Consider the following 26611-nt stretch of genomic DNA (forward strand, 5'->3'; position numbering starts at 1 on the left):
GGCCGAGGCCGAGAGGCAGGACGAGGACCACGGGCAGCGCCTAGGGGAGTGACTTCTGGTAGGCGACCATGGCCTTGACCGGCGGCTTGACCGCGTAGGCCTGGGCCAGCTGCCCGGAGTCCACGAACCACAGGTGGGTCATCGCTCCGGAGGTCCGCAGCGTGGTGCCATCGGCGCACACCCCGTTGACCGGCTTGAGCTTCTTCAGCCCCCCGCCGACACAGGCCTCGTGGGTGTGCCAGCGGACGTAGGGCTGGTAGCTCGTCGGCGGGGCCTTCTTCTCCGCCGTGAACATGATGCCGATGAGGGTGAACTTCCCGTCGGTGTTGCGGCGGTAGACGAGGGTCTCCGGGGCGCTCGGGTCGAGGACCTTGCCGTCGGTCCGGTTGGCCTCGTTGGGCACGTGGACGGCGCCAGTCCGTGGTGACTTGCGCCTCGCCTCCGTGCCGAGGGCGGCGAGCTTCTTCTGCTTGCGGTCCCACGCGGCCTGCACGTCGAACCCCGCCTTCGTCGCGGCGGCAGGGTCTCGGTAGGCAGTGGTCGCCGCGATGGTCTTCGCCAGCAGGTCCTTGGCCGCCGCGGTCTGGGCCGGCGTGGCCGACGCGGCGTCTGGCAGGTTCGGCACGTCGGAGTGGTCGTGCGCGGTGGCCCCCGTGTCGTCGCCGTCGGTGTCGTCGCCCTCGCCGTCCGTGCCGTCGGCGTGGCTGTGCCCTGCCGACGCGCCGGCGACCTCCGCAGCGCCGTGGTCGTGGCCCGGAGCGGCGATCGCGGCACCGCTCGCGACCAGGGTGAGGGCGGCGACGGCGCCGGTGAGCGCGGCGGCCCTGCGCGGGGTCGACGGACCCTTGAGCCGGATCGGTGCCCAGGCGGTGGCAGCGACGACGGCCAGTCCTGCGCTGAGCACCTCCAGCGTGACGCAGACGGTGTCGGCGACACCCACCGGCTCGGCGACGCCGGCGCCCGGACCGAACGGCAGGCCGCTGGTGCGCGACACCGTCCAGACCAGCGCCAGCGCCACCGAACCCCCGGCCCCCGCCAGGAGGACGCGCCGCGACGACGGTCGCGACCAGCACCACAGCGCCCACCCGAGCTGGGCAGCCGCTGAGACGAGGAAGAACAGGCCCGCGGCCCACCACTCCCGGAAGTGGTCGGCGCTGACCCCGACGTGGATGAGCGCGGCGCCCACGGTGAGCACTGCCGCGCAGCGGATGAGGAGAGTTCGTGTGTCCATGCGCCGACCATGGCCCGCCGATGTGCGAGCGGCGTGACGACAGTGTTCGGGGAATGTTCGGGTTCGGCCACGACCGAGCACCGATTGCCCGGTATGCCGCGGGGCCGCTTGCCGTCGCACCCCCAGGTCCGCGACGGTTGCGCCATGACCACACCGCCGGGCGCGACCTCGCGCGTGCTGCTCGTGGAGGACGAGCCCGCGCTGGCCGAGCTGGCCCGCCTCTACCTCGAGCGCGACGGCCACCACGTGGACGTCGTGGGCGACTCCGACGCGGCGCTGGCCGCACTCGACCGCCGCACCCACGACCTGGTGCTGCTCGACATCGGTCTGCCCGGCAGCGTCGACGGGATCGAGGTGTGCCGCCGCATGCGCGCCGGTGACGACTGGACCCCGGTCATCTTCGTGACCGCCCGCGACGACGAGGTCGACCGGATCATCGGCCTCGAGCTCGGCGCGGACGACTACGTCACCAAGCCCTACTCGCCGCGAGAGCTCGCCTCCCGCGTGCGCGCCCTGCTGCGCCGACAGCAGCGCGCCATCCAGTCGGCGGCGGAGCGGCCGCGAACGCTGGCGGTCGGAGCGCTGGTCCTGGACACGGACACCCGACGTGGCCGGCTCCACGACCGCCCAGTGCCTTTGACGACGACGGAGTTCGACCTGCTCGCCCATCTCATGGCCAGGCCCGGCCGGGTCTACACGCGGGGTGAGCTGTTGATGGCCGTGTGGGACTACCCGGCTGACGACCCGACCCGCACGGTCGACGTCCACATCGCCCAGCTGCGCGCCAAGCTCGGTGACGACAGCCCGATCCGCACCGTGCGCGGCGTCGGCTACAGCGTCGAGCGACCGTGAGTGTCGCAGGCCCGGTCGGCCGGGGCTCGCTGGAGCGGCGTACTGCTGCCCTGATGGCGGTGGTCGTCACCATCGCGGTCGTCGTCGCCGGCTTGGTGTCGGTCGGCCTGGTTCGTGGCGCAGCGCAGGACGAGGCGCGAAAAGCGTTGCGCAGCAAGGCAGATCTCGTGAGTGCGGTGCTGGAGGCAAGCCGCCCCGTCGACATCGCACCAGCCTTGAGGGTGGTGCGCCAGCAGGACACCCCGGTCGCGTGGGAGGGCCCGGGCGGGCGACTCGCCGGAGACGCGCTGGCTCGCACGGCATACACCCAGCTGCCGCAGGCAGAGCGGACGGTCAGCGGCTCGCACACGCTGCGCATCGACGGCAGGCAGGTGCTCGTGGAGGTGCGGCCGCTCTCCACCGGCGCGACGGTGGTGTTCGCCGAACGAACCAGCCTCGCCACGGGCCAGAGCCTGCGGATGCTCAACCGCGTGCTGCTGGCGTTGGTCATCGGGCTGGTCCTCGCGGTCCTCGCGTCCGTCCTCTTCGCCCGACGTCTGGCCGCACCGCTGCGCAGCACGGCCGCCGCGGCTCACCGGATGGCATCCGGTGAGCGATCGGTGCGCGTGGTGCCCGCGGGCCCGACCGAGGTCGCTGAGACGGGGGAGTCGCTCAACGCGCTCGCGGAGGCCCTCGAGCACAGCGAACGACGACAGCGTGAGTTCCTGATGTCGGTCTCGCACAAGCTGCGCACGCCGCTCGGGGCGGTCCGGGGGTTCGCTGAGGGCCTGCAGGACGGCGTCATCACCGGTGCCGCCGTGCCCGCCGCAGGTCGCACGATCGTGGCCGAGTCGGCCCGGCTCGAGCGCCTCGTGGCCGACCTGCTCGACCTCGCCCGGCTGGGGGCCGACGACTTCAGGTTCGACGCGGTGCCGCTCGACCTGCGCGACGTCGTCGACCAGGCCGCCGAGGTGTGGGACGAGCGCTGTCGCCGGGACGGCGTCCGGTTCGCCGTCGAGCGCCCCGATGCTGCGGTGCTCGTCCGCACCGACCCGGTGCGGGTGCGCCAGGTCATCGACGGGTTGGCCGAGAACGCCCTCCGGGTCACCGAGGTCGGGGCACCGCTGGTGCTGGCCCTGCGGATCGAGGGCGACCGTGCCGTGCTCGAGGTGCGCGACGGCGGCCCGGGGCTGACGGCCGACGACATGGCTGTGGCTTTCGAGCGGTCCGAGCTCTACCAGCGCTACCGCGGGGTGCGCCGGGTCGGCACCGGCCTCGGGCTCGCCCTCGTCAAGGCCCTCGTCGACGGGCTGGGCGGCACGGTCGCCGCGCACCAGGCGCCCGCGGAGGGCGGCACCTGCTTCCGGGTGGAGCTGCCGCTCGGTTGAGTCCGGGTCGACGAACGACCTGGTCGTCCCGACCGACTCAGGCCCCGGTGGTGATCCAGTAGCGCCGCTTGCCGCGCAGCTCGCCCTCGAGCTCCCCACCGTTCGCCTCGATGGTCCGTGCCGACGCCACGTTGTCGAGGTCGCAGGTCACGAGCAGCCTCGGTATGCCGCGTGCGGCGGCCAGCGGGACGACCTGCCGCAGCGCGTCGCTGGCGAAACCCCGGCGCCGGGCGCTCGGCCGCACGCCGTAGCCGACGTGCCCTCCCACGCTGGCGAGCATCGGGTGGACGATGCTGTGACGCAACGAGATCGAGCCCACGAACTCGTCCGGCTGGTCCGGGTCAGCCATCCACCAGTGGCTGGCCGAGGTCCAGCCCGGCGGGCGGACCCCGCCGTCCTCGGCGTCGCCGACCCGGTTGGCCACCAGCCGGGCGAACTCGGCGGGCTCGTCCAGCCCTTCGCGGGTGAAGACCACTCCCGGGAAGTCGCCTTCTGCCGGCCAGGTGACGATGCCGTCGTGGACCTCCTGGCCGGCTGCCCGGAACTCGTCCGCAGCGGCGAGGAAGGACCGGTGGAACCTGACGTGGGGGGTGGACAGCAGCACCACGGTCAGTCCCGACCCAGCCGTGCGATCGCGGTGTCGAGCATCGCCTCGGTGAGCTTGCCGGTGAAGGTGTTCTGCTGGCTGACGTGGTAGCTGCCGACCAGCCTGACCACGCGTCCCTCAGGGGTGGTGAGCACGGCCTCCGCTGCGTGCCCGAACCGGGGCTTGGGTCGCGGGACGTCCCACCCGAGCCGCCGCGCGCTGCCGAGCGCCGCGTCCCAGGCGATCGACCCCAGCGCCAGCATCGACCGCAGCCGTGGTGCGGCGAGCTCGAGGTCGCGGTCCAGCCAGTGCGAGCAAGCGGCCTTCTCGACGGTCGTGGGCTTGTTGGCCGGGGGAGCGCAGCGGACCGCCGCGATGATCCGCAACCCTCGGAGCGTCAGCCCGTCGCCGCTGGCGACGGACTGCGGCTGGCTGGCGTACCCGGCGCGGTGCAACGCGGCATACAACCAGTCGCCCGAGCGGTCGCCGGTGAACATGCGGCCGGTGCGGTTGGTGCCGTTGGCCGCCGGAGCGAGCCCGACGACGAGCACCTCCGCCTCGGGGTCGCCGAAGCCCGGCCCCGGCCGGCCCCAGTAGGGCTGGTCGGCGAACGACGCCCGACGGCCCTGGGTCGCCACGGTTTCGCGCCACTCGACGAGCCGTGGACAGGCGCGGCAGACGGTGATCCGCGCGTCGAGCTCGGCGACGTCGCGCGACGTGCAGGCCAGGGCGTCGACCTGTGCGGACGTGCGGGCGACCGGCGTCGCGGCCGTCGCAGGATCGCCGGGCCAGCCGGTGCCGGGCGGCACCGGCGACTCGAAGAGCAGGCCCGTGACCGGGTGGGGGTCGAGGCTCATGTCGGGACCCAGTATCGCCGGGTGCCGTTGCGGGAGTCCTCGTAGGCGCCGCCGTTGGCCTCGATGGCCCGACGGGAGCCCTCGTTGGACTCGAGGCAGGTCACCAGGACGCGGTCGAGACCCAGCTCCACGCGTGCGATCGGGAGGGTGAGGCGCAGTGCCTCACGGGCGTGCCCGCGGCGCCGGGCCGAGGGCCGGATGCTGTAGCCGATGTGCCCGCCCTCGCGCAGCAGGAACGGGGTGAGCTCGTGGCGCAGGGCCAGGGAGCCGACGTAGTCGTCCTCGTCGTCGACGACCCAGAAGAAGTGGCAGGCCGTCCACCCCGACCTGCGGGGTGCGTCCTCGTCCCGGGCCGCGACCCGCTGGGCCACGAACCGGGCGAACTCCTCGGGGTCGGCCAGGCCCTCCCGGGTGAAGTGGTAGCCGGCATAGCCCGGCTCGGCCGGTTGGGCGAGGTCGCCGTCGCCGTCCCGTTGCTCCCCGGACCGCGCGAACTCGTCCGACGCGGCCAGGTAGCCCGCCTGGTAGCGGACGTGCGGGTCGACGAGCCGGGTCATGCCCCGACGCTAGCCGGGGCTGTCCACGGCCGGCCACGGGATAACCGTCCTGTCGCCCGCGGCACGTAGGCTGGGACCAACATGAGCACGCTCTTCGACGACCTTGCGCCTTTCGACAAGCACCGTCCTTCTGACCCGAGTTCCGGCACACGGCCGAGCGCTGCGGCGGCTCGCGCGACCGCGGTCGACGACCGGGGCGTCCCCACCTGGGCCCAGGCGGCCGCCGAGGGGCGCGGTCCGGATGACGGCGACTCCCACCGCGCCGACCCCGAGACCCTGCTCGAGGGGCTCAACCCCCAGCAGCGCGAGGCGGTCCTGCACGAGGGCGGACCCCTCCTCATCGTCGCCGGCGCAGGGTCGGGCAAGACCCGGGTCCTCACCAACCGGATCGCCTACCTGCTGGCCGCGCGCGGGGTGCAGCCCGGCCAGGTGCTGGCCATCACCTTCACCAACAAGGCCGCCGCCGAGATGCGTGAGCGGGTCGCCGCCCTGGTCGGGCCGCGGGCCAAGGCCATGTGGGTCATGACGTTCCACTCGGCGTGCGTGCGCATCCTGCGCCGCGAGGCCGCGAAGGTCGGGCTCAAGTCGACCTTCTCGATCTATGACGCCGCCGACAGCCAACGGCTCATGGCGATGGTCATGCGCGACCTCGACCTCGACCCCAAGCGCTACCCGCCCCGGTCGTTCAGCCACCAGGTCTCCAACCTCAAGAACGAGCTGGTCGACGAGGAGACCTTCGCCTCGCGCGTGGGGGAGGGCACCCACCAGGAGCGGATGCTGGCCGAGGCCTACACCGGCTACCAGCGCCGCCTGCGGCAGGCCAACGCCCTCGACTTCGACGACCTCATCATGACCACGGTCAACATCCTCCAGGCCTTCCCCGACGTCGCCGAGCACTACCGGCGCCGGTTCCGCCACGTGCTCGTCGACGAGTACCAGGACACCAACCACGCCCAGTACCAGCTCGTCCGCGAGCTCGTGGGTGGTGCAGCCGGCAGCCCCGGTATGCCGGTCGGCGACGGACCCGCGGTCGAGCCGGCCGAGCTCGTGGTGGTCGGCGACGCCGACCAGTCGATCTACGCGTTCCGTGGCGCGACGATCCGCAACATCGTGGAGTTCGAGGAGGACTACCCGACGGCGCGGACCATCCTGCTCGAGCAGAACTACCGCTCCACCCAGACCATCCTGCAGGCCGCGAACGCGGTCATCGCCAAGAACCCCGAGCGCCGCAAGAAGAACCTCTGGACCGACAGCGGCAACGGCGCGGCGATCATCGGCTACGTCGGCGACAACGAGCACGACGAGGCGGCCTTCGTGGCCAAGACCATCGACGAGCTCGGTGACTCCGCCGGCGTCAAGCCCAAGGACGTCGCGGTCTTCTACCGCACCAACGCCCAGTCACGGGCGCTCGAAGAGGTCTTCGTGCGGGTCGGCCTGCCCTACAAGGTGGTCGGCGGCACGCGGTTCTACGAGCGTCGCGAGGTCAAGGACGCGCTGGCCTACCTGCGTGTCATCTCCAACCCCACCGACACCGTCAACCTGCGGCGCATCCTCAACACCCCCAAGCGCGGCATCGGCGACCGGGCCGAAGCCTGTGTGGCGGCGCTCGCCGAGCGGGAGCGGATCCCGTTCATCGCGGCGCTCGGTCGCCCCGAGGACGCCCCCGGCATCGCCACCCGGTCGGTCGCGGCGATCAAGGGCTTCACCGGCCTGCTCGAGCAGCTCGGCCAGATCCACGCCGACGACGAGCAGGGAGTCGGTGCGCTGCTCGAGGCCGTCATCGACAGGTCCGGCTACCTTGCCGAACTGCGGGCCAGCCACGACCCGCAGGACGAGACCCGCATCGAGAACCTCGCCGAGCTCGTCGCCGTGGCGCAGGAGTTCGACGAGAGCCGCGCCTCGACCGGCGAGGTGGCCTCGCTCGAGGACTTCCTCGAGCAGGTGTCGCTGGTGGCCGACGCCGACGAGATCCCCGACTCCGAGGAGGCCGAGGACCTCGGGGTGGTCACGCTGATGACCCTCCACACCGCCAAGGGCCTGGAGTTCCCCGTCGTCTTCGTCACCGGCCTGGAGGACGGCACCTTCCCGCACCTGCGCGCCCTCGGCGACCCCAAGGAGCTCGAGGAGGAGCGCCGGCTCGCCTACGTCGGCATCACCCGCGCTCGCGAGCGGCTCCACCTGTCGCGGGCCGCCGTGCGTTCGGCGTGGGGTGCCCCGCAGTACAACCCGGCGAGCCGCTTCCTCGACGAGATCCCGCCCGAGCTGGTCGAGTGGCAGCGCGCCGAGGCGGCGACCACGACCCGCCGACCGGGACTGCCCGCGGTCGCGACCCTGGCCGCCCGGCCCGGGGTGCGGTCACCCGGCAACCGCCCGCTCATCTCGCTCCACCCGGGCGACAAGGTCACCCACGACAGCTACGGCATGGGCACCGTCGTCAAGACCGAGGGCGAGGGCGACAAGACGCAGGCCCACGTCGACTTCGGCGGCGACACCGGGGTCAAGCGGTTCCTGCTCCGCTACGCCCCGCTCGAGAAGCTCTGACCCGAGGACTCGCCACGCGGCATACCCGAAAGGCCCCCCGGAGGGCGCCTTGGGTGCGGTGCTCGGTGGTGGAGCGGGACTGCTACTGCAGGCCGTGGTTGTGCAGCCACGGGGCGGGGTCGATCGCCGCGCCGCCGTCGGGGTGGATCTCGAGGTGCAGGTGCGGCCCGGTCGAGTGACCGGTGTTGCCGGACAGGCCGACCAGGTCGCCCGGGGCCAGCCTCTGGCCGACCACGACGTCGATCTCGCTCATGTGGCCGAACACCGAGACGGTGCCGTCCCAGTACTCGATCTCGACCTTGTTGCCGTAGCCGCCCTCGACACCGGCGAAGATCACCGTGCCGGTCGACATCGACCCGATGCGGGTGCCGACCGGGGTGGCGAAGTCGTTGCCCTCGTGCATCCGGCCCCAGCGCCAGCCGAAACCGGAGGTGAAGGTCGCGCCCTTGATCGGGAGCAGCCACATCTCGCGGGCCTTGCGCTCTGCTTCGGCCTTCTTCAGGGCAGCAGCCAGCGCACGCTTCTTCGCGACGGCCTGGCGCTCGGCGGTGCGAGCGATGCGGGCCGCCTCCAGCACGCGCGCCTGGGCGGCCGTGGCCTGCACCTCGCGCTGCTGGGACGCCTCGATCCGCTCGAACCGTGCGGTCGCCGCGTCATTCGCCCTGGCCTTGGCCGTGGCCCCCGTGAGGTCGAAGTACGCCGGTGACGACTCGGCGACGGTTGCCCCCGTGGCGGTCACGACCAGAGCCGCCGCGGCAGCGCTCGGAAGCAGGTAGCCGCTCTTGGCGAGGCGGACACCTCTTCGAGGCGCACGGTGGCGGCCCGGGGCGCGGTGACGGCCCGAGTAGGAAGCGTTGCTCACAGAATGGAAACCTTGCGTGCGGGGGGACACGGAAGCACAGAGGTTAGCGTGATCTTTTCGTTATCCAAAATCGCTCTTGGGTGAATCTTTACCTGAATGTCCGCTCAATGGGCCGAACGGCTGAGTCACGGGGTCCGTCGTCGCAGCTCGGTCACTCCCGGTGTGAGGGTGTGACCCTCGGAGTCGAGGTGGGCCAGGGTGCTGGAGATGCCGTGCACCACGCTGCCGATGATCGGCAGTGACATGTGACCCACGCCGTGCAGGTCGATGTTGCGGACCTGCAGGTCAGGGTGGGTGAGCGCGGCGTTGCGCTGCGGGAACACCATCTGGTCGAGGTCGGACCAGTAGACGACGAAGCGGGTGCGGCACTCCGGCACCGGCTGGTCGAGCTCACGCATGAGTCCGCTGCCGGGCCGCAGCTGTCGAGTCAGCTGGTTGTGCCATCCGTATGCCGTGTAGGTGCCCTGGTGGGGTGTGCCCAGCGTCACGAGGGTGTGGACCCGCTCGTCACCACCGAGCCGGGTCACGTAGTAGCGCGCGATGAGCCCGCCCATGGAGTGGCCCACGACGTGGATCCGCTCGTAGCCGGTCTCGGCGACGAGCGCCTCGACCTCCTCGGCGAGCTGCGCGGCGGCGACCCGGACGTCTGCCGTGAAGGGCGAGTAGTTCATGCTCGTGACGCGACCGAAGCCGCGCCGGCGCAGGCCGAGGCGCAGCAGGGTGAAGATCGACCGGTTGTCGACCATGCCGTGCACCAGCAGGATCGGGGTGCCGGCCGCCTCGACGTCGGAGATCACCAGCCCGCGCTGGATCGGCGGCAGGTGCTCGACCCGGAAGCCGAGCTGGCTGTCGCGGCCGTGCCGCCCGATCAGTCCCCACGGGTAGAGCGCCAGGTGCGTGGTCACCCAGGCTGCCTCGACGGCGGCCCCGAGCGCTCCGGTCGGGGTGGCCAGGGCCTTCGCGGCCCCACCGACGATGTCGCCGGCCAGGCCGGTCGCCGTCCGCACCCCACGAGTGGCCCGGGCGAGCGGGCCCGGGCGTGCCTGCTCGCCCGACGGTCGCCGCTTCGGTGCGGCAGGTCGGCGAGGGCGCGGGACGCTCTGCGACATCCCACTGAACCTAGTGGGTGAAACGACCAGTTTCGAGCGTTGTGGCCCAAGCGACACGCAGGTCCGGTTGCGCGACCCTCGTGGCGTGCGCCACCCGGGGAACCTCACCTGCCTCCGAAGTGGCTAGTCTGCGGCCATGACTGACTCTCCTCTGCGCGTCGTCGTGGCCAAGCCCGGCCTCGACGGCCATGACCGTGGCGCGAAGGTGGTGGCCCGGGCCCTGCGTGACGCAGGCATGGAGGTCGTCTACACCGGGCTGCACCAGACGCCCGAGCAGATCGTCGAGGCTGCCATCCAGGAGGACGCCGACCTCGTCGGCCTGTCCGTGCTGTCCGGCGCGCACATGACCCTCTTCGCCAAGGTGATGGAGCTGCTCAAGGAGCGGGACGCCACCGACATCGTCGTCTTCGGCGGCGGCATCATCCCCGAGGCCGACATCCCCGAGCTGGAGAAGATCGGCGTCGCGAAGGTGTTCACCCCGGGTGCGACCACGACCGACATCGTCGAGTGGGTCCGCGGAGCGGTCCGCCAGGACGACGACGCCTGACCAGGGACGACCGTCCGATCGGGGTAGCGGGTAGCGGCCACGGAGCGCGGCACGCACCCACGAACCGAGGGGCCAGACGCCTGCGTCTGACCCCTCGCTCTGTCCGGGCTACCGCAGGAAGCCGTGGCGCCGGACGATCCCGGTGCGTGCCCACATCTGGCCGAAGCCCCAGGTGTCGCCTGCGAGGAGGGCCGCGAGGGCGACCACGCTGATGGCACCGATCATGTGGTCATCGATGACCGGGTTGTTCTCCAGCGGCAGCGAGGCTGCCCACATCAGCGCGTAGAGCAGGGCGCCGGTGGCTGCGGCGATCCGCATACCGATGCCGAGCGTGAGCGCGAGGCCGATGCCGAGCAGTCCGGCCATGAACAGCCAGTCGGCCCAGGTCTGTCCGGCCATGCCGTTGAAGAAGCCCTGGAAGGGGTTGTCCTCCGGGACCCCGAACTTCAGGAACCCCGTGGTGGGGCTGCCGCCGTTGATCCACGCGGCCGGACCGAAGCGGTCGGTCACGCCGTCAGCGTTGACGCCGGTGTGGAAGCCGAGGGCGAACAGCTTGTCGAAGAAGGCCCACAGGAACGTGAGGCCGAAGGCGACCCGCAGCACCGCAAGCGCCCTGCGGGCCGTGGAGTGGGTCACCACGTCGTGCTCGACGAGCACATCGAGCTTGGGGTGGCGCTGGATCGTTGTCATGACTGCTTCCTCCTTGGTGGGCCGAGTTGCCCGGTTGTCTGCACCTCCATGCTCGAGCCGAGCCGGGGTGCACAGGAGGGTCCTTGGTCCCGTCGCAGGGTCGTCACCGTGTCTGCCGCGTCACATCCGGTGCTGGTCCCGCTCGTTCTGCCTTCGGCGAACCCTCCTTCCGGCGGCCTGGTCCCGCGCCTAGCGTGGCTCCATGAACGCAGCCCCGTCACTCCACCTGGTGCCGCCGGCGGAGACCGAGCCCGACACCCGGTCCGAGTCCTTCGGTCGGGAGCCCCTCGGTCCCGAACCGCTGTGGCGTGAGGTGGTCGGCGCCCGGCTGCGACACCTGCGGCGTCGTCATGGGCTCACCTTGGTCGAGGCGGCCAGGCGTGCGGGGATCTCCCCGCAGTACCTCTCCGAGGTCGAGCGGGGTCGCAAGGACCCGTCGTCCGAGGTGCTCGCGGCCATCACCGGCGCGCTCGGCGAGCAGCTCGTCGACGTCACCCACCTCGCCACGCTCGACCTGCGCCGCCAGCACAGTGGGCTGGCGGCGCCCCCGCCCGGCGAGATCCGGCTGTCGGCCTAGGGCTCGGACGGCGTCCGGTAGGACACCAGCCGGTCGACCAGCCCGTACTCCACCGCCGCCTCGGGCGTGAAGATCCGGTCGCGGTCCGTGTCGCGCCGCAGCGCCTCCAGCGGTTGCCCGGTGTGGTGGGAGAGCACCCGCTCGGCTTCTGCGCGCAACCTGATCACCTCGTCCGCCTCCAGGATGAGGTCGGGTATGGCGCCCTGGCTGCGGGCCGAGGGCTGGTGCAGCAACACGCGGGCGTGCGGCAGGATGCTGCGCTTTCCCGGAGCCCCGGCCGCGAGCAGGATCGCTGCGGTGGAGCAGGCCTGTCCGATGCAGGTCGTGGCGATCGGCGCCCGCACGAACTCCATCGCGTCGTAGACCGCGAAGGTCGCCGTGAGTGACCCACCGGGGGAGTTGATGTAGAGGTCGATCGGCTGGTCGGCAGCCTCGGACTCGAGGTGCAGGATCTGGGCGATCAGCGCGTTGGACACCCCGTCGTCGATCTCGGTGCCGAGGTAGACGATCCGCTCGCTGAGCAGGTGGCTGTACACGTCCATGACCCGGTCGCCCCGGGGATGGCTACGGATGACGTTGGGGATCGTGTAGGTGCTCATTGCGTGCTCCCGAGCCCGGTGCGGGCGACCCGTCTGGGTCGGATGCTGTCGAGCGAGTCGAGGATGCCGTCGACGAACCCGTACTCCAGCGCCTGCTCCGCGGAGTACCAGCGGTCGCGGGCGGAGTCGTCGCGGATCCGCTCGATCGGCTGGCCGGTGTACTCGGCGATCAGCCCGAGCACCGTCTCCACGGTGTGCCGCAGGTCGTCGGCCTGCAGCTCGATGTCGACGGCGGTCCCACCGATGCCGGCCGACCCCTGGTGCATGAGGATCCGGGAGTGCCGCAGGGCGTAGCGCTTGCCGTGCGTCCCCGCCGTGAGGAGGAACTGGCCCGCGCTGCAGGCGAGTCCGAGGGCGAGGGTCGACACGTCGTTGGGGATGAGCCGGATCGCGTCGTGGATCGCGAGCATGGCTGGCACCGAGCCACCGGGGGAGTTGATCCAGAGGCTGATGTCGGCCCGCGGGTCCTCGGCGGACAACAGGAAGAGCTGCGAGCAGAGGCGGGTGCCGCCGTGGTCGTCGAGCTCGCCGTCGAGGACGATGATCCGTTGCTCGAGCAGCCGGGTGGTGAGGTGGTCGGACGGGGCGAGCGGTGAGCTGGTGGTTTCGCGCATGCGGCCACCGTGGGACCGACGGTCCCACGGTGGCCAGCACTTTCTGCTCAGAGCAGCGAGCCTGCTCAGAGCAGCGAGCCTGCTGTGCGCAGAACCCCCTACGGCACGGTCACAATTCCTGCGCGCCTACGGCACGACCGGGATGCTGAGTGTGGCCGGCGCGGTGGGTGACGCGCGCACCGTGACCGGCTGCACGGCATACGCGTTCTTGTAGGCCGCGTCGGTGCTAGCGAGGACGAGCCGCAGGCGGTGCCCGGCCTCGACCCGGTGCACGATGGCCGGGAGCTCGATGTGCACCGGTTGGGTGACGTCGGCGACGCGCACCGGGCTGATCAGCTTGTGCACCAACGTGATCGACCCGTCGGGAGCCACGTCGTACAGCTTGGCGAAGACCTGGAGCTGACCATTGGGACCCGCGGCCTGGGTCAGCGCGACGGTCGGGGACTCGAACCGCACGTCCAGGGTCGGGGCCCCCACGACGGTGAGCGGCTTGGTCAGCGCGGGTGTCGACCAGGCACCGAACGTGCCCGGGGTGTCGAACGGGACGGTCAGGCCGTCCGGGAGGTCGACCTGACCCTCGAGCCCGGAGACCTCGGTGTAGGAGGCGGGCGCCCCGAGCCCCGGGTTGGCCCAGGACTTCGACCCGGGCAGGATCGCGGACCGCGACGAGACGAGCTGGTCGGCTGCGGACAGGTACCAGCTGGCGCGGGTGCCGACCGGGTAGCTGCCCGAGCTGGCGTAGGCCGGGGCAGCGCTGCCGTTGTAGGGGACCCAGTCCCGGAAGTACGAGAAGGCAGGACCGGTCGAGACCGAGGACCGCTTGAGGTAGTGGTCGAACCAGTTCTTGATCCGCAGGCCGAGGTAGGTGTCCTCGATGTGCTCACCGGTCAGGTCGAGCTCGCCGGGAGCCGCACCGCTGTTGGCGCCGGTCCCGCCGGAGTGACCCCACGACTGCCAGGCCATGGTCACGGGGACGCCGCGCGCCTTGAGCGATTTGTAGGTGGCGGTGGCCTCCTGGAGGTTGAACAACGTGTCGTTCTCGCCCTGGATGAGGAAGGTCGGCACCTTCACCTTGTCGATGTAGTGGCCCACGGACACGCGATCCGTCAGCGCAGTGGTCGACGCGGTCGGGTAGCCGAGGGTGTCGAGCGTTGCCTTGGCACGACAGGCCTCCAGCACGAAGTTGGGGCACCCGACGTTGCGGGCCGGGTCGATGGCTGCTCCCTGGATCCCGTCGACGATGCCGACCCCGAAGAACAGGCCGGCCCACCCGATCTTCTCGGTGCCCGGGTTGGAGCCGGCGTAGGTCACGCCGCTGGTGAAGCTGGTGTTGTTGGGCGCCAGTGAGTAGCGCAGGTCGTTCCAGGTGATCAGGGGGACCAGCGTGTCGACTCGGGGATCCGTTGCGGCAGTGGCGAACTGGATCTGGCCGCCGTAGGACCCGCCGATCATCCCGAGACGCGGGTCGTGCGTCGCAGCGTTGTCGAGGACGGTGAAGTCGACGGCTACCTTGCCCGCTCCGCCGGTCGTCCCGCCCACGGTCGAGGAGGTGTATGCCGCGGAGCCGGCGCCGCCGAGGAAGCTCACCAACGAGCTCGCGGCGACTCCGTCGACGCCCGGGTCGTCGAGCGAGATCTTGCATCCGCTGTTGGGAAAACCCAGGCCGGTGTAGGACAGCACCGCATAGCCGCGCTTGGCGAACGCTGCGCCCAGCCCGGCCTGGTCGGCCTTGCTGCCGCCGAAGCCGTTGGTCGTGAGGATGGCCGGCACCCGCGCGGCGCGGCTCGCCGAATGGGGCTTGTAGAGGTCGGCGTCGATGGTGCAGGTCTGCGGCTGGCCGAGGTCGTTCCTGCCGGCCGGCACCGTGAAGGTCAAGCCGGAGTAGGTGTCGACGCTGTCGAGCGGAGCGCCTGTCGCCGACGCGGCAGGGGTCGCTGACGCAGCAGACGCCTGGGTGGCGACGAGGGGCAGGGCCAGGGCGGCGACCGCGAGGGCGGCGACCGGCCAGGGCTGGGACGGGGTGCGGCGCGACATCGGGCCTCCACGGTGGCGGGCGGGCCGGGATGGCGCCGCTGCAGTGGACTGACAACGACGGGGGAGACGCTGCGGTTACGTTCGGCGCAGGTGTCCGCATGGTGAGTTCTTGGGTCCAGCGACTGGACGGACAGGAGGCGGCGACGGCCCGGCGATGACGCGATCTTGGGCAACAGCAGAAGAAAACCCGGTGTGGAACGTGACATTTCGCAGGTTCCCACGCATTTGGTCAAGTCTTCGCAAGAAACATTGACCTTCGCTTCGGGCGGCGGGTTAGGTCAGCACGGCGCGAGCCCACGGCAAACCCTGTGCCGCCCCTGGAGGGGGATCCCGCCGCCCGACGTGCAGGCAACCAAACCTGCGCATGTCCGAGAAGAGGATTTTCGTGATCCGACTGTCTACCGGCGCCGCACTTGGCGTCGCAGTCGCCGCGGCCGTGGCCACTCCACTGTCAGCTGCATCAGCCTCCCCCCAGTCCGCGCCGAGCCAGTCCACCACCAGCGTCGCCTCCGCACAGGTGAATGCCGACCGGGACCACGCGGCTCTCGGCCTGTCCAAGGACGAGAAGCTGGTGGTGCGCAACGTCATCACCGACGCCGACGGCACGCAGCACGTCCGCTACAACCGCACGTTCAAGGGCCTGCGCGTCGTGGGTGGCGACCTCATCGTCGAGAAGTCCAAGGCGGGAGCGACCAAGGAAGTCCTCTACAACGCGAGTGGCAAGGTCGCAGTCACCTCGACGTCTCCGTCGGTGACGAAGGCCAAGGCGCTGTCCGAGGGCAGGTCCGCCGGCAAGCAGACGCAGTCCCCGACCGGCGAGCTGGTCGTCTGGGCCGGTGGCGCGAAGCCCGTCCTGGCCTACGACGTGCTGGTGAAGAGCGTGCGGGCCGACCAGGTGCCCTCGCGGCTGCACACCCTCGTGGACGCCAAGTCGGGTGCTGCCCTGATCAGCTACGACGAGGTGCAGACCGGCACCGGCGACGGCATCTTCTACAACGCCTCCCTCGAGACCAAGGCGCACACCGGCGGTGGCTATGAGCTCACCGACACCCACGGCAACAACACCCGCGATGCCCTCAACCAGGGCGACCCCAACACCGGGGTCGGCCCGGCCGGCAATCTCTTCGTCGACTCCGACGACGTCTGGGGCAACGGCGCAGTCTCGGACCGCGCCTCGGCCGCCGTGGACGCCCACTACGGCGCCACCACGACGTTCAACTACTACAAGAACGTCCTGGGCCGCAACGGGATCTGGAACGACGGCCGTGGCGCTCCCTCCCGGGTGCACTTCGCCAACGCGATGGAGAACGCCTTCTGGGACGGCACCCAGATGTCGTACGGCGACGGGGCGGGCAACGCAGCGCCGTTGACCGAGATCGACGTCGCCGGCCACGAGATGTCGCACGGTGTCACCGAGAACACGGCAGGGCTGGTCTACAGCGGCGACGCGGGCGGCCTCAACGAGGCGACGTCGGACATCTTCGGCACGGCCGTCGAGTTCTACGCCAACAACCCGAGCGACCCCGGCGACTACCTCATCGGCGAGGAGATCGACATCAACGGCAACGGGACGCCGCTGCGCTACATGGACAAGCCCAGCAAGGACGGCGCGTCCAAGGACTGCTGGTCCTCGACCCTCGGCCAGCTCAACCCGCACTACTCGTCGGGACCGCTCAACCACTGGTTCTACCTCGCCTCCGAGGGCAGTGGGGCCAAGACCATCAACGGTGTCAGCTACAACAGCCCCGTCTGCGGTACCGCCCCTGCGGTGACGGGCGCTGGTCGGGCCAACATCGAGAAGGTCTGGTACCGCACGCTGTCGACCAAGCTGACCAGCAACAGCAACTACGCCGCAGCGCGCAACGGGGCGATCAACTCCGCCATCGAGCTCTACGGACTGACCAGCCAGACCTGCAAGTCGGTCGAGGCGGCCTTCACCGCCATCGCCGTCCCCGCCGGCTCGGCCACGTGCGGCACCACGCCTCCGCCCGCCGGCAACCTGCTGCTGAACCCGGGCTTCGAGTCCGGTGCGGTCAGCTGGACCGGCACCGCGGGTCCGATCACCAACAACACCGGCCGTCCGGCTCGCACCGGCAGCTGGAAGGCCTGGCTCGGTGGCAACGGCACGACCTCGACCGAGACCGTGCAGCAGAGCGTGGCGATCCCGTCGACCGTCACCGCCGCGACCCTGTCGTTCTGGCTCCGCACCGACACCGCTGAGTCCGGCAGCACGGCATACGACACGATGAAGGTGCAGGTGGTCGACGGCGCGACGACGACCACACTCGCCACGTACTCCAACGTGGGCACCAACGCGACGTACACGCAGAAGTCGTTCAACGTCACGGCCTACAAGGGCAAGACGATCACGGTGAAGTTCCTCATGAACGAGGACTCCTCGCTGCAGACGTCGTTCGTCGTGGACGACACCGCGCTGGCGACCAGCTAGTCGCCGGCCGAACCGGGCCGGCGCTCCCCCTGAGCGCCGGCCCGGTTCCTTCGCTGCGGCCCCCCAACGGGTGGCGGCGGGTCCCGGCACCTCCAGGCCCGGCACCCGCCGCCACCACTGCGGGACAGCACCACCACTGCAGGAGCAAGGCAACACCGCGCTGCAGGAGCAAGGCACCACCCCGCTGCCCCCGGGCGCATGTCCGCACCATGCACATCCCACGAAGGAGATCACGTGAAGAAGCTCTCAGCAGGTTTCGCATTCGGCATCGCGGTGGCCACCGCGGTCGCCGCCCCGCTCGCGGCAGCGCAAGCCGCGCCGACCGCCGACGCCCACCGTTCGCCGGCCGTCACGGCCGAGCAGTCGAGGGTGGTTGACGCCGCCCGCGCGCTGGGCCTGGGCTCGGGCCAGCGGTTGCAGGTCAAGAGCGTCGTGACCGACGCCGACGGCACCAAGCACGTGCGGTACGAGCGCACGTTCCAGGGGCTCAAGGTCATCGGTGGCGATCTGGTCGTCGAGCGCAGCGCCGCGGGGGCGACGAAGTCGGTCCGCTGGAACGCCACGAAGGCCATCGAGGTGTCCACCTCGCCGAAGCTCACCGTCGGGCAGGCGCGCAACGCCGCGAAGGCCGACAGCCGTGCAGCGTCGGGCCTGGTCGTCTTCGCGGGCGACACCGGACCGCGGCTGGCCTACGACGTCCTCACCGTGGGCACCAGGGCGGACCAGACCCCCAGCCGTCTGCACACGGTCGTCGACGCGGTGACCGGCGCCACCCTCGACTCGTGGGACGAGGTCGTCGAGGGCACTGGCGACTCGATGTACAGCGGCACCGTGGCGCTGGGGACGACGCTGTCCGGCGGCAGCTACCAGCTCAAGGACACGGTCGGGAACTTCACCACCGACCTCAATGGCGCCACCACGGGCACCGGCACGCTGTTCACCGACGCCGACGACCTGTGGGGCAACGGCTCCACCAGCTCACGCCAGACCGCCGGTGTCGACGCGCAGTACGGCGCGGAGCAGACGTTCGACTACTACAAGAACGTGCAGGGCCGGAACGGCATCTGGGACACCGGCGTCGGCGCACGGAGCCGGGTCCACTACGGCAACGCCTACAACAACGCCTTCTGGGACGGCACCCAGATGACCTACGGGGACGGCGCCGGCAACGCCAAGCCCCTCACGGCCATCGACGTGGCCGGCCACGAGATGAGCCACGGCGTCACCGAGAACACCGCTGGTCTCGTCTACCGCGGTGACGCCGGTGGCCTCAACGAGGCGACCTCCGACATCTTCGGCACCGCCGTGGAGTTCTACGCCAACTCGGCCGCCGACCCCGGTGACTACCTGATCGGCGAGAAGATCGACATCCGTGGCAACGGAACTCCGTTGCGCTACATGGACAAGCCGAGCCGGGACGGTGTCTCCAAGGACTGCTGGAGCAGCACCCTGAAGAACCTCGACCCGCACTACTCGTCGGGTCCGCTCAACCACTGGTTCTTCCTCGCCTCCGAGGGCAGCGGCGCGAAGACGGTCAACGGGGTCAGCTACAACAGCCCCGTCTGCGGCACCGCCGCAGCGGTGACCGGTGCGGGGCGCGGCAACATCGAGAAGGTCTGGTACCGCACGCTCTCGACCAAGCTCACCTCGCGCAGCGACTACAAGGCCGCTCGCGAAGGTGCGATCACCTCCGCGAAGGAGCTGTATGGCGCCGGGTCGCCGACCTGCCTCGCCGTCAAGAGCGCGTTCGACGCCATCGCGGTGCCGGCCGGTTCGGCCACCTGTTGATCGCGACTCGACGCCTGCAGTGACCGGTGCGCCGTCGGCCTCTCGGGCCGGCGGCGCACTGTCGTCGTGGTGGAGCGACCCCTCAGGTGCAGAGCTTGCGGTTGGCCGCGGTCCCGGTCACGTCGGCGAGGACCTGGTTGACGATGGGTGCCGCCACGACGAGGCGGGCGTCGTCGATGGCCAGCACCCCGGTCCCGGCCCCGAACGTCACCGTCATCGCGTCGGAGTGGGTCGCAGGTGGCCCGGTCGGCTGGTCGGTGTCGTGGACCTGCAGCGCGGCCTCGTTCAGGAGGGCGAGGCTGGCGCGGTCGAGGTCGCAGCTGACCTGACCCTGCTTCGTCCCGGCCAGCACGTGCCCGTCGGCGTCGATCGAGATGGTGTCGCGGAAGCCCGCGATGCCGCCCGTGCGCTGGATGGTGAGGGGGAAGCTCGCCTGCCTGGTCGCGGTCGTCGACGACGCCTGGGGGATCGGGGGATCCGTTGCGCCACAAGCCGACAGCGTTCCCGCAGCGAGCACGGCGAGCAGTGGCAACGGTGAGGTTCTGGACATACCGCCCATCCTGCCGTGCCTTCTGGCCAAGCGCAGATCTGCCGCGACGCCGCCGGTGCCGCGATGTCGGCTACCAACTGGTTCACGCCGTGTCCTCCGGGCTCGGGCAGACTGCCGGACATGTCGTTCACCCGCGCCGACCTCGACGCGGCGACCGCCGTCGTGCGTCGCCACTTCCCTGCCACGCCCCAGCTCGAGTGGCCCCTCCTCAGCGAGCAGGTCGGCGCGCAGGTGTGGGTCAAGCACGAGAACGCCACTCCCACAGGGGCTTTCAAGGTGCGGGGTGGCCTGGTCTACGCCGACCGGGCCAGCCGTGAGCGGCCGGACGTGCGGGGCTTCGTGTCCGCCACCCGCGGCAACCACGGACAGTCCTTGGCGTATGCCGGTCGGGCGGCCGGGCTGCGCGTCGTCATCGTGGTGCCAGAGGGCAACAGCCCCGACAAGAACGCCGCGATGCGCGGCTTCGGTGCGGAGCTGGTCGTGCACGGTCGCGACTACCAGGAGGCGCGCGAGCACGCGATGGGCCTGGAGGCCGAGCTGGGGCTCGAGGCCGTGCCGCCGTTCCACCCCGACCTGGTCGTCGGCGTCGGGACCTACGCGCTCGAGCTGTTCGACGTAGCCGGGCCGCTCGACACGGTCTACGTGCCGGTCGGCATGGGCTCGGGGATCTGCGGGCTGGTCGGCGTCCGTGACGTGCTGGGGCTGTCGACGGAGATCGTGGGCGTCGTGTCAGACCGCGCGCCGGCCACCGCCCTCTCCTTCGAGGCGGGCACCGTGGTCACGACGCCCGACGCCGACACGTTCGTCGACGGGGTGGCCTGTCGCGCGCCCGTGCCTGAGGCGGTGGCCGAGATCGTGCGCGGTGCCGCCCGCGTGGTCAGGGTCGCGGAAGACGACACGGCTGAGGCGATGCGGGTGCTCCTGCGCACCACCCACCAGCTGCCCGAGCCCGCGGGCGCCATCGCGCTCGCCGGGCTGCTCGCCGAGCGTGACGGCCAGGTCGGCCAGCGCGTCGGTGTGGTGATGACCGGCGGCAACTGCGACGCCGACCTGCTGACCACCGTCCTGGTCGGACACACCCCGACCGCCTGATCCGGCGCGTCGGGCGTCGGGACGACGGTTGCCGAGTCCGCGGCTCGTATCCTCGAGGTCGTGCCCCGCCACGCGCTCCTGCCTGCCCTTGCTGCCCTGACCGTCGTGTCCCTGGGGCTCGCCGCCTGTTCGGGCGACAAGCCGTCGGCCGCGCCCACGACCCCGCCCCCGTCGACGACGACCACGACCACGACGGCACCGCCGACCCCGGCCGGACCGGAGCCCCTCGTCGGTGGCCCCGTGCTCGCGGTCAAGATCGACAACACCCCCGCTGCTCGCCCGCGGATCGGGCTCGACGTCGCCGACGTCGTCTACGTCGAGCCGGCCGAGGGCGGGCTCACCCGGCTGCTCGCCATCTTCAGCCGCACCCAGGCACCCGAGGTGGGCCCGGTCCGCAGCGGTCGCGAGTCCGACGTCGACCTGGTCGCCAACTACGGCAAGGTCGCGCTCGCGTTCTCCGGGTCGTCGAGCTACACGAAGCGGATCCTCGACCGGGGCAAGCAGGTCAACCTCAGCTTCGACCAGAACGGTCGCGGCTACCACCGTGACCACTCCCGGCCGGCTCCGTACAACGTGATCGGCAACCCCAAGGAGCTGCTGGCCCGCGCCGGTGGCAGCGTCAAGCCAGCCGACATCGGCTTCCGCTACGGACCCGCGGCCGACGGCGGCAAGGCAGGCACCTCGGTCGCCGCCCGGTGGCCCTCGTCGAGAGTCACGCTGACCTGGAACGCCAAGCGCAAGCAGTACCTCGTCACCACCGACGGCCGCCCGGACGTCAGCCCGAGCGGTCGGCAGTACGGCGCGGGGACCGTGGTGGTCCAGTACGTCGCGACCCACAAGTCGGGGAACCGAGACGTCAACGGCCAGCCCACCCCCGTCGTCGACATGGTCGGCAGCGGCAAGACGGTGGTGCTCCGCGACGGCAAGCAGTGGACCGGCCGGTGGTCGCGCAAGGGTGTCACCGCCCCGACCAGCTTCACCGTGGGTGCGCAGCCCCTGACGTTCAACCCCAAGGGTCCCGTGTGGGTCCTCCTCGTCGCGCCGGGACAGGGCGTCACCGTCCGCTGAGCGACGTCGCCCCCCTCCTGGTGGTGAGATTGGTCCCATTGGGCCCATGGGCCCGCACCCGAGGGGGCCACACGCCCCTGACAGGGCTAGTCTCGGCGTCGAACCAAACCCATCCGTAGACGAGGACGTCAGACGTGGATCTGTTCGAATACCAGGCCCGAGACATGTTCGAGAAGCACGGCGTGCCGGTGCTCGCCGGTGCCATCGCGACCACCCCGGAGCAGGCCCGCGCGGCCGCCGAGGAGATCGGCCCCAAGAGCGGCGGCGTGACCGTCGTGAAGGCCCAGGTCAAGACCGGTGGCCGAGGCAAGGCCGGCGGCGTCAAGGTCGCCAAGACCGCTGACGAGGCCCAGCAGCACGCCGAGGCGATCCTCGGCATGGACATCAAGGGCCACACCGTCGGCACCGTGATGATCGCCCAGGGCGCCCAGATCGCCGAGGAGTACTACTTCTCGGTGCTGCTCGACCGGGCGAACCGCACCTACCTCGCGATGTGCAGCAAGGAGGGCGGGATGGAGATCGAGCAGCTCGCCGTCGAGCGCCCCGAGGCCCTCGCCCGCATCGAGGTCGACCCCAACACCGGCATCGACGAGGCCAAGGCGCAGGAGATCGTGTCCGCGGCCGGCTTCGACGACGAGACCGGCGCCAAGATCGTCCCCGTCCTGCAGTCCCTCTGGACCGTCTACCGCGACGAGGACGCCACGCTGGTCGAGGTCAACCCGCTGGTCAAGACCGAGGCGGGCGACATCGTCGCGCTGGACGGCAAGGTGACGCTCGACGAGAACGCCGGCTTCCGCCACCCCGACCACGAGGCCCTCGAGGACAAGGCCGCGGCCGACCCGCTCGAGGCCGCCGCCAAGGAGAAGGACCTCAACTACGTCAAGCTCGACGGCTCCGTCGGCATCATCGGCAACGGCGCCGGGCTGGTCATGTCCACGCTCGACGTCGTCGCCTACGCCGGCGAGGAGTTCCCGGGCCAGCCGAAGCCGGCCAACTTCCTCGACATCGGTGGCGGCGCCTCGGCCGAGGTCATGAGCAACGGCCTGCACATCATCCTCGGTGACGAGCAGGTGAAGTCGGTGTTCGTGAACGTGTTCGGTGGCATCACTGCCTGCGACGCTGTCGCCAACGGCATCGTCGGCGCGCTCAAGAGCCTCGGCGACGAGGCCACCAAGCCGCTCGTCGTCCGGCTGGACGGCAACAACGTGGAGGAGGGCCGGCGCATCCTCGCCGAGGCCAACCACCCACTGGTGACCATCGAAGAGACCATGGACGGCGCGGCCCGCAAGGCCGCCGAGCTGGCTTCGGCCGCGACGAACTGACCGAAGGAACGGCATACCAATGGCTATTTTTCTCGACGAGAACTCCAAGGTCATCGTCCAGGGCATGACCGGCTCCGAGGGCATGAAGCACACCCAGCGCATGCTCGCGTCCGGCACCGCCATCGTCGGTGGCGTCAACCCGCGCAAGGCGGGCACGACGGTCGACTTCGAGGGCGGCGTCTCCGTGCCGGTCTACGGCACGGTGGCCGAGGCCATCGAGGCGACCGGTGCAAACGTGTCGGTCATCTTCGTGCCGCCGGCCTTCGCGAAGTCCGCCGTGGTCGAGGCGATCGACGCGCAGATCGCGCTCGCGGTCGTCATCACCGAGGGCATCGCGGTCAAGGACTCCGCTGAGTTCTTCAACTACAGCAAGGGCAAGGCGACCCGCATCGTCGGACCGAACTGTCCCGGCCTGATCAGCCCCGGGAAGTCCAACGCCGGCATCATCCCCGCGAACATCGCCGGCGCCGGTCGGATCGGCCTGGTCTCCAAGTCGGGCACGCTGACCTACCAGATGATGTACGAGCTGCGGGACTTCGGCTTCTCCTCCGCCGTCGGCATCGGTGGCGACCCGATCATCGGCACCACCCACATCGACTGCCTCGAGGCGTTCGAGAAGGACCCCGACACCGACGCGATCGTGATGATCGGTGAGATCGGTGGCGACGCCGAGGAGCGCGCCGCCGCCTACATCAAGGACCACGTGACCAAGCCGGTCGTCGGCTACGTCGCCGGCTTCACCGCGCCCGAGGGCAAGACCATGGGCCACGCCGGCGCCATCGTCTCCGGCTCCGCGGGGACTGCCGCTGCCAAGCAGGAGGCCCTCGAGGCCGCCGGCGTCAAGGTCGGCAAGACGCCGTCCGCGACCGCCGACCTGATGCGCGAGATCATGAAGGACCTGCAGAAGTAGCTTCTGCCGCAACACCTTTCACAACGAGGCCGTCACCCTGGTGGGTGGCGGCCTCACGTGGTCCGCGGAAGTCAGGACTTGCGCCAGGTCACCGTGGACGAGCCCTTGGTGCAGGAGAACGTGCGATAGGTGAACCCCGACTGCATCTGGACCTTCTTGGCAGTGCAGGTCCAGCCGTCGACACCCCAGGTGCCTGCGCCGTAGTTCTTGTAGTTGGCCCGGACGAGTGGGTCGGCCACGGCGCAAGTGACTCCGCTCGCGACGATGTCGGATGCCCGGTCCTCACTGGCCGGCGTGAAGTTGATCGGGGCGCAGGTGACCGTCTTGGGCGGCGAGGCTGACTTCGTGGTGGTCGCGGCCGGCGCTGACTTCTGGCGGGCCAGGGCGAGCAGGCGATCGAGCTCGGCGAAGCCCTGGTCGGGGTTCGCCGCCGCCGTGATGACCACCGTGCTGACTGCGCCGGGGGTCCGCTGGCTGGTGACCCCGACCCACTCGGAGAGGGTGGCCGACCCGTCGGTGAAGACCGTGTCGAGGCGGAACGTCCCGTCCGTCGGGCCGGGCGTCGACTGCACCGTGTAGTTGGCGCCGTCGCAGCCCTTGGCGTACAGCGCCTTGGCCTCGGCAATCCGGGCGCTGACGTAGGCCTTCTGGAGCGTGGCGTCCGTGGCGTCGTCGAGCTGCACCCGCTGCCGCCCGATGTAGCTCGCGGTTCCTGAGCCGGTGCGGATCGAGACGACTCCGACCTGGCCACCGATGCCGGCCTGCTGGTCGTCGGTCTCACAGCTGGCGACCGCCGTCGACCCCTCGAGGGCGCCCGGACCGGCAGTCGTCTTCGCCCCACCCGTCAGGGCGTCCGAGGCCCACTGCGACGCGGCGACGAAGAGGTTCGACGACGGCACCGGATCGGGCCCGGAGACCACCATCTTCTCGTCGATGGCTTGGGGGCCCGACGTGCTGGGTGCCGGGGTGACGGTGGTGCCGTAGCGGGCCAGCCGCTCCTTCGCGATCTCAGCGAGGGCAGTCACCTGGGCGAGGCTGTACTGCGACTTCCCAGGGGTGGGGTCGGTGACCTGGATGAGCGTGACGTCGGACGCACCGGTGACCACGGCGAACCACCCTGATCCCGCATCGCCCGCGGTGTAGGAGTACAGCGACCCGGCGTCGGTCTCGTCGAGCCGGTTCACGTGGAAGTCGGGTCCCTGTTGGCACTGCGAGATGTCGTTGGTCAGTCCCTCCGCCACCGTCACGGGATCCTGACCGGACGAGACGGCGAACTGGGTCTGGCCGCCCTGGAACCCCCCGGCGTCGAGGGTGATCTCCTGGCGGAGCTGCTGGCCGGACGGCACGGTGGCGAGGCACTCGAAGGACCGGTAGTCGCTCGACTTCGGGTCCTGGGTCGTCATCCGCGCGTCGCCCTTGAGGTCGAGGGCCTTCTTCCACTCCTGGAGCAGGGGCAGCGCACCGGCCTGGTCGAGCGACGACGTCGTGGTCGGCGAAGGCGCGGCGGTCGTGGTGCCGCTGCGGTCGGCCGGCACGGGCTTGAGCACGGGGTCACCCGCGAGCTGCGCATAGCCGACGGTGCCGGCCACGACGACGGCCGCAGCCGCAGCCGCCCCTACCGCGAGAAACCGACGGCGACGACGCGCCATACCCCTTGCCTTGACGAAGCGGACGTCGGGCAGGGGAGTGGCCTCGACGTCGGCGCGCAGCGACGACAGGGCAGCCCGAAGGCGGGCGTCCTCCGCCGCGGTCCAGTCGTCGTGCTCAGCCATGGGGGTTCTCCTGGTGCTGCAGGGCCTGGGCGAGCTGCGCCCGGCCCCGGTGCAGGCGCGCCTTGACGGTGCCTGCCGGGGTGTTGGTCTCGTGGGCGATCTGGTCGATGCTCAGGTCGCCGATGTAGTGCATGGTCACGGCCTCGCGGACCGGTTCGGGCAAGGTGCGCAAGGCTGCCACCACCGCCACCCGGTCCTCCGTCGGTGGACCCGTCGTGTCGCGGGCCCCGTGCCGTTCGTGGGCGCGGTCCTGGCTGGTCTTCCTGCGCCAGCCCGAGATCGCGACCCGTCGGGCCACCGTGCGGACCCACGCGAGGGGATCGTCGTGGGTGCGCACGCTAGACCACTGCTGCCAGGCCCTCGCGTAGGCCTCCTGGGTGGAGTCCTGCGCGACGGTGAGGTCGCCGGTGAACGCGTAGACCAGGTGGACGACGCGCCGGGAGGTGTCGCGGTAGAACGCGTCGAACTCCGCCTCAGCGGACTGCGCGTCCATCGTCACCCCCTGCATCGGCGCCCTCGCGCCCGTCGGATCCACCAAGGCCATCACACCGCAGCAGACGCGCTCACGCGAGGTTGGGTTGCGGCGCGTTCGGACATTTCTCGCCGGTCCTCGGCGTTGCACGCCGGCTCGGGCTGG

General features: G+C 70.8%; 24 protein-coding genes. 11 read left to right on the forward strand and 13 right to left on the reverse strand.

Translation table 11 applies throughout. The annotated features are described in order from the left end of the window. Positions 1–40 precede the first annotated feature (40 nt). Positions 41–1231: a hypothetical protein gene (locus tag ASG95_RS05020; RefSeq protein ID WP_157581737.1), complete on the reverse strand. Its 1191-nt coding sequence runs from the start codon at positions 1229–1231 to the stop codon at positions 41–43. 144 nt (positions 1232–1375) lie between these two features. On the opposite strand from ASG95_RS05020, the gene ASG95_RS05025 reads away from it, so the two are divergent. Beyond that, a complete protein-coding gene (locus ASG95_RS05025; protein ID WP_056923014.1) occupies positions 1376–2083 on the forward strand; it encodes a response regulator transcription factor in 708 nt (235 codons plus the stop codon). Further along, positions 2080–3450 carry a HAMP domain-containing sensor histidine kinase gene (locus ASG95_RS05030; RefSeq protein WP_200961875.1) on the forward strand — a complete coding sequence of 457 codons (1371 nt, stop codon included), beginning with the start codon at positions 2080–2082 and terminating at the stop codon, positions 3448–3450. The genes ASG95_RS05025 and ASG95_RS05030 overlap by 4 nt, the downstream gene beginning before the upstream one ends. A 37-nt stretch (positions 3451–3487) precedes the next feature. Here the strand turns inward: ASG95_RS05030 and ASG95_RS05035 are convergent, their stop codons facing one another. From ASG95_RS05035 to ASG95_RS05045, 3 genes are read right to left on the reverse strand one after another with little or no spacing between them, the layout of a single operon-like run. Continuing rightward, positions 3488–4054: a GNAT family N-acetyltransferase gene (locus ASG95_RS05035; RefSeq protein ID WP_235543398.1), complete on the reverse strand. Its 567-nt coding sequence runs from the start codon at positions 4052–4054 to the stop codon at positions 3488–3490. Positions 4055–4059: 5 nt separating this feature from the next. Next, positions 4060–4893: a uracil-DNA glycosylase gene (locus tag ASG95_RS05040; protein ID WP_057376765.1), complete on the reverse strand. Its 834-nt coding sequence runs from the start codon at positions 4891–4893 to the stop codon at positions 4060–4062. Further along, a complete protein-coding gene (locus ASG95_RS05045) occupies positions 4890–5450 on the reverse strand; it encodes a GNAT family N-acetyltransferase (RefSeq protein WP_057376766.1) in 561 nt (186 codons plus the stop codon). Before ASG95_RS05045 ends, ASG95_RS05040 begins: the two co-directional genes overlap by 4 nt. 81 nt (positions 5451–5531) lie before the next feature. Between ASG95_RS05045 and pcrA the strand changes: the two genes are divergently transcribed. After that, positions 5532–7991 (forward strand): DNA helicase PcrA, encoded by a 2460-nt coding sequence (gene pcrA, locus ASG95_RS05050; protein ID WP_057376767.1) that lies wholly within the window; start codon positions 5532–5534, stop codon positions 7989–7991. An 82-nt stretch (positions 7992–8073) separates the two neighbouring features. Here the strand turns inward: pcrA and ASG95_RS05055 are convergent, their stop codons facing one another. Further along, on the reverse strand, positions 8074–8853 hold the full coding sequence (locus tag ASG95_RS05055; RefSeq protein WP_157581738.1) for a M23 family metallopeptidase: 780 nt from the start codon (positions 8851–8853) through the stop codon (positions 8074–8076). 125 nt (positions 8854–8978) lie between these two features. Further along, positions 8979–9962 (reverse strand): alpha/beta fold hydrolase, encoded by a 984-nt coding sequence (locus ASG95_RS05060; protein WP_082592338.1) that lies wholly within the window; start codon positions 9960–9962, stop codon positions 8979–8981. 136 nt (positions 9963–10098) lie between these two features. Here ASG95_RS05060 and ASG95_RS05065 point away from each other — a divergent pair, with 136 nt between their 5' ends. Beyond that, positions 10099–10509 carry a cobalamin B12-binding domain-containing protein gene (locus ASG95_RS05065; protein WP_056923006.1) on the forward strand — a complete coding sequence of 137 codons (411 nt, stop codon included), beginning with the start codon at positions 10099–10101 and terminating at the stop codon, positions 10507–10509. 108 nt (positions 10510–10617) lie between these two features. Here the strand turns inward: ASG95_RS05065 and ASG95_RS05070 are convergent, their stop codons facing one another. Continuing rightward, positions 10618–11199, reverse strand: a complete 582-nt coding sequence (locus tag ASG95_RS05070) for a hypothetical protein (RefSeq protein ID WP_057376769.1) — start codon at positions 11197–11199, stop codon at positions 10618–10620. Positions 11200–11401: 202 nt separating this feature from the next. Here ASG95_RS05070 and ASG95_RS05075 point away from each other — a divergent pair, with 202 nt between their 5' ends. Continuing rightward, positions 11402–11776 (forward strand): helix-turn-helix transcriptional regulator, encoded by a 375-nt coding sequence (locus tag ASG95_RS05075; protein ID WP_157581739.1) that lies wholly within the window; start codon positions 11402–11404, stop codon positions 11774–11776. On the opposite strand, the gene ASG95_RS05080 is transcribed toward ASG95_RS05075, so the two are convergent. From ASG95_RS05080 to ASG95_RS05090, 3 genes are all read right to left on the reverse strand, one after another. Continuing rightward, entirely contained in the window at positions 11773–12375 is a 603-nt protein-coding gene (locus ASG95_RS05080) for a ClpP family protease (protein ID WP_056923003.1), read from the reverse strand. The two genes, ASG95_RS05075 and ASG95_RS05080, sit on opposite strands and share 4 nt — an antisense overlap. Then, positions 12372–12989: a ClpP family protease gene (locus ASG95_RS05085; protein WP_056923002.1), complete on the reverse strand. Its 618-nt coding sequence runs from the start codon at positions 12987–12989 to the stop codon at positions 12372–12374. The genes ASG95_RS05080 and ASG95_RS05085 overlap by 4 nt, the downstream gene beginning before the upstream one ends. A 126-nt stretch (positions 12990–13115) precedes the next feature. Continuing rightward, the gene (locus ASG95_RS05090) at positions 13116–15023 is read right to left on the reverse strand and encodes a CocE/NonD family hydrolase (RefSeq protein ID WP_082592339.1); all 1908 of its coding nucleotides are present in this window, start codon (positions 15021–15023) and stop codon (positions 13116–13118) included. A 385-nt stretch (positions 15024–15408) separates the two neighbouring features. On the opposite strand from ASG95_RS05090, the gene ASG95_RS05095 reads away from it, so the two are divergent. Next, the gene (locus tag ASG95_RS05095) at positions 15409–17472 is read left to right on the forward strand and encodes a M4 family metallopeptidase (protein WP_235543400.1); all 2064 of its coding nucleotides are present in this window, start codon (positions 15409–15411) and stop codon (positions 17470–17472) included. 234 nt (positions 17473–17706) lie between these two features. After that, complete coding sequence (locus ASG95_RS05100) at positions 17707–19260, forward strand: M4 family metallopeptidase (protein ID WP_057376771.1); 1554 nt, start codon at positions 17707–17709, stop codon at positions 19258–19260. Between the two features lie 82 nt (positions 19261–19342). Here ASG95_RS05100 and ASG95_RS05105 read toward each other — a convergent pair whose 3' ends face one another. Continuing rightward, on the reverse strand, positions 19343–19810 hold the full coding sequence (locus ASG95_RS05105) for a hypothetical protein (protein WP_057376772.1): 468 nt from the start codon (positions 19808–19810) through the stop codon (positions 19343–19345). A gap of 120 nt (positions 19811–19930) precedes the next feature. Here ASG95_RS05105 and ASG95_RS05110 point away from each other — a divergent pair, with 120 nt between their 5' ends. From ASG95_RS05110 to sucD, 4 genes are all read left to right on the forward strand, one after another. Then, on the forward strand, positions 19931–20902 hold the full coding sequence (locus tag ASG95_RS05110) for a threonine dehydratase (protein WP_057376773.1): 972 nt from the start codon (positions 19931–19933) through the stop codon (positions 20900–20902). Between the two features lie 60 nt (positions 20903–20962). Continuing rightward, entirely contained in the window at positions 20963–21970 is a 1008-nt protein-coding gene (locus ASG95_RS05115; protein WP_057376774.1) for a DUF3048 domain-containing protein, read from the forward strand. 134 nt (positions 21971–22104) lie between these two features. After that, complete coding sequence (gene sucC / locus ASG95_RS05120; protein ID WP_057376775.1) at positions 22105–23292, forward strand: ADP-forming succinate--CoA ligase subunit beta; 1188 nt, start codon at positions 22105–22107, stop codon at positions 23290–23292. 19 nt (positions 23293–23311) lie between these two features. After that, positions 23312–24202, forward strand: a complete 891-nt coding sequence (sucD, locus tag ASG95_RS05125) for a succinate--CoA ligase subunit alpha (RefSeq protein ID WP_057376776.1) — start codon at positions 23312–23314, stop codon at positions 24200–24202. A gap of 71 nt (positions 24203–24273) precedes the next feature. On the opposite strand, the gene ASG95_RS05130 is transcribed toward sucD, so the two are convergent. Both ASG95_RS05130 and ASG95_RS05135 read right to left on the reverse strand, forming a co-directional pair. Then, positions 24274–25974 (reverse strand): hypothetical protein, encoded by a 1701-nt coding sequence (locus ASG95_RS05130; RefSeq protein ID WP_057376777.1) that lies wholly within the window; start codon positions 25972–25974, stop codon positions 24274–24276. Beyond that, positions 25967–26467, reverse strand: a complete 501-nt coding sequence (locus ASG95_RS05135; protein ID WP_235543402.1) for a SigE family RNA polymerase sigma factor — start codon at positions 26465–26467, stop codon at positions 25967–25969. Before ASG95_RS05135 ends, ASG95_RS05130 begins: the two co-directional genes overlap by 8 nt. Positions 26468–26611 lie beyond the last annotated feature (144 nt).

Origin of the sequence: Phycicoccus sp. Soil803 (assembly GCF_001429685.1) — a bacterium.
Classification (GTDB): Bacteria; Actinomycetota; Actinomycetes; order Actinomycetales; family Dermatophilaceae; genus Pedococcus.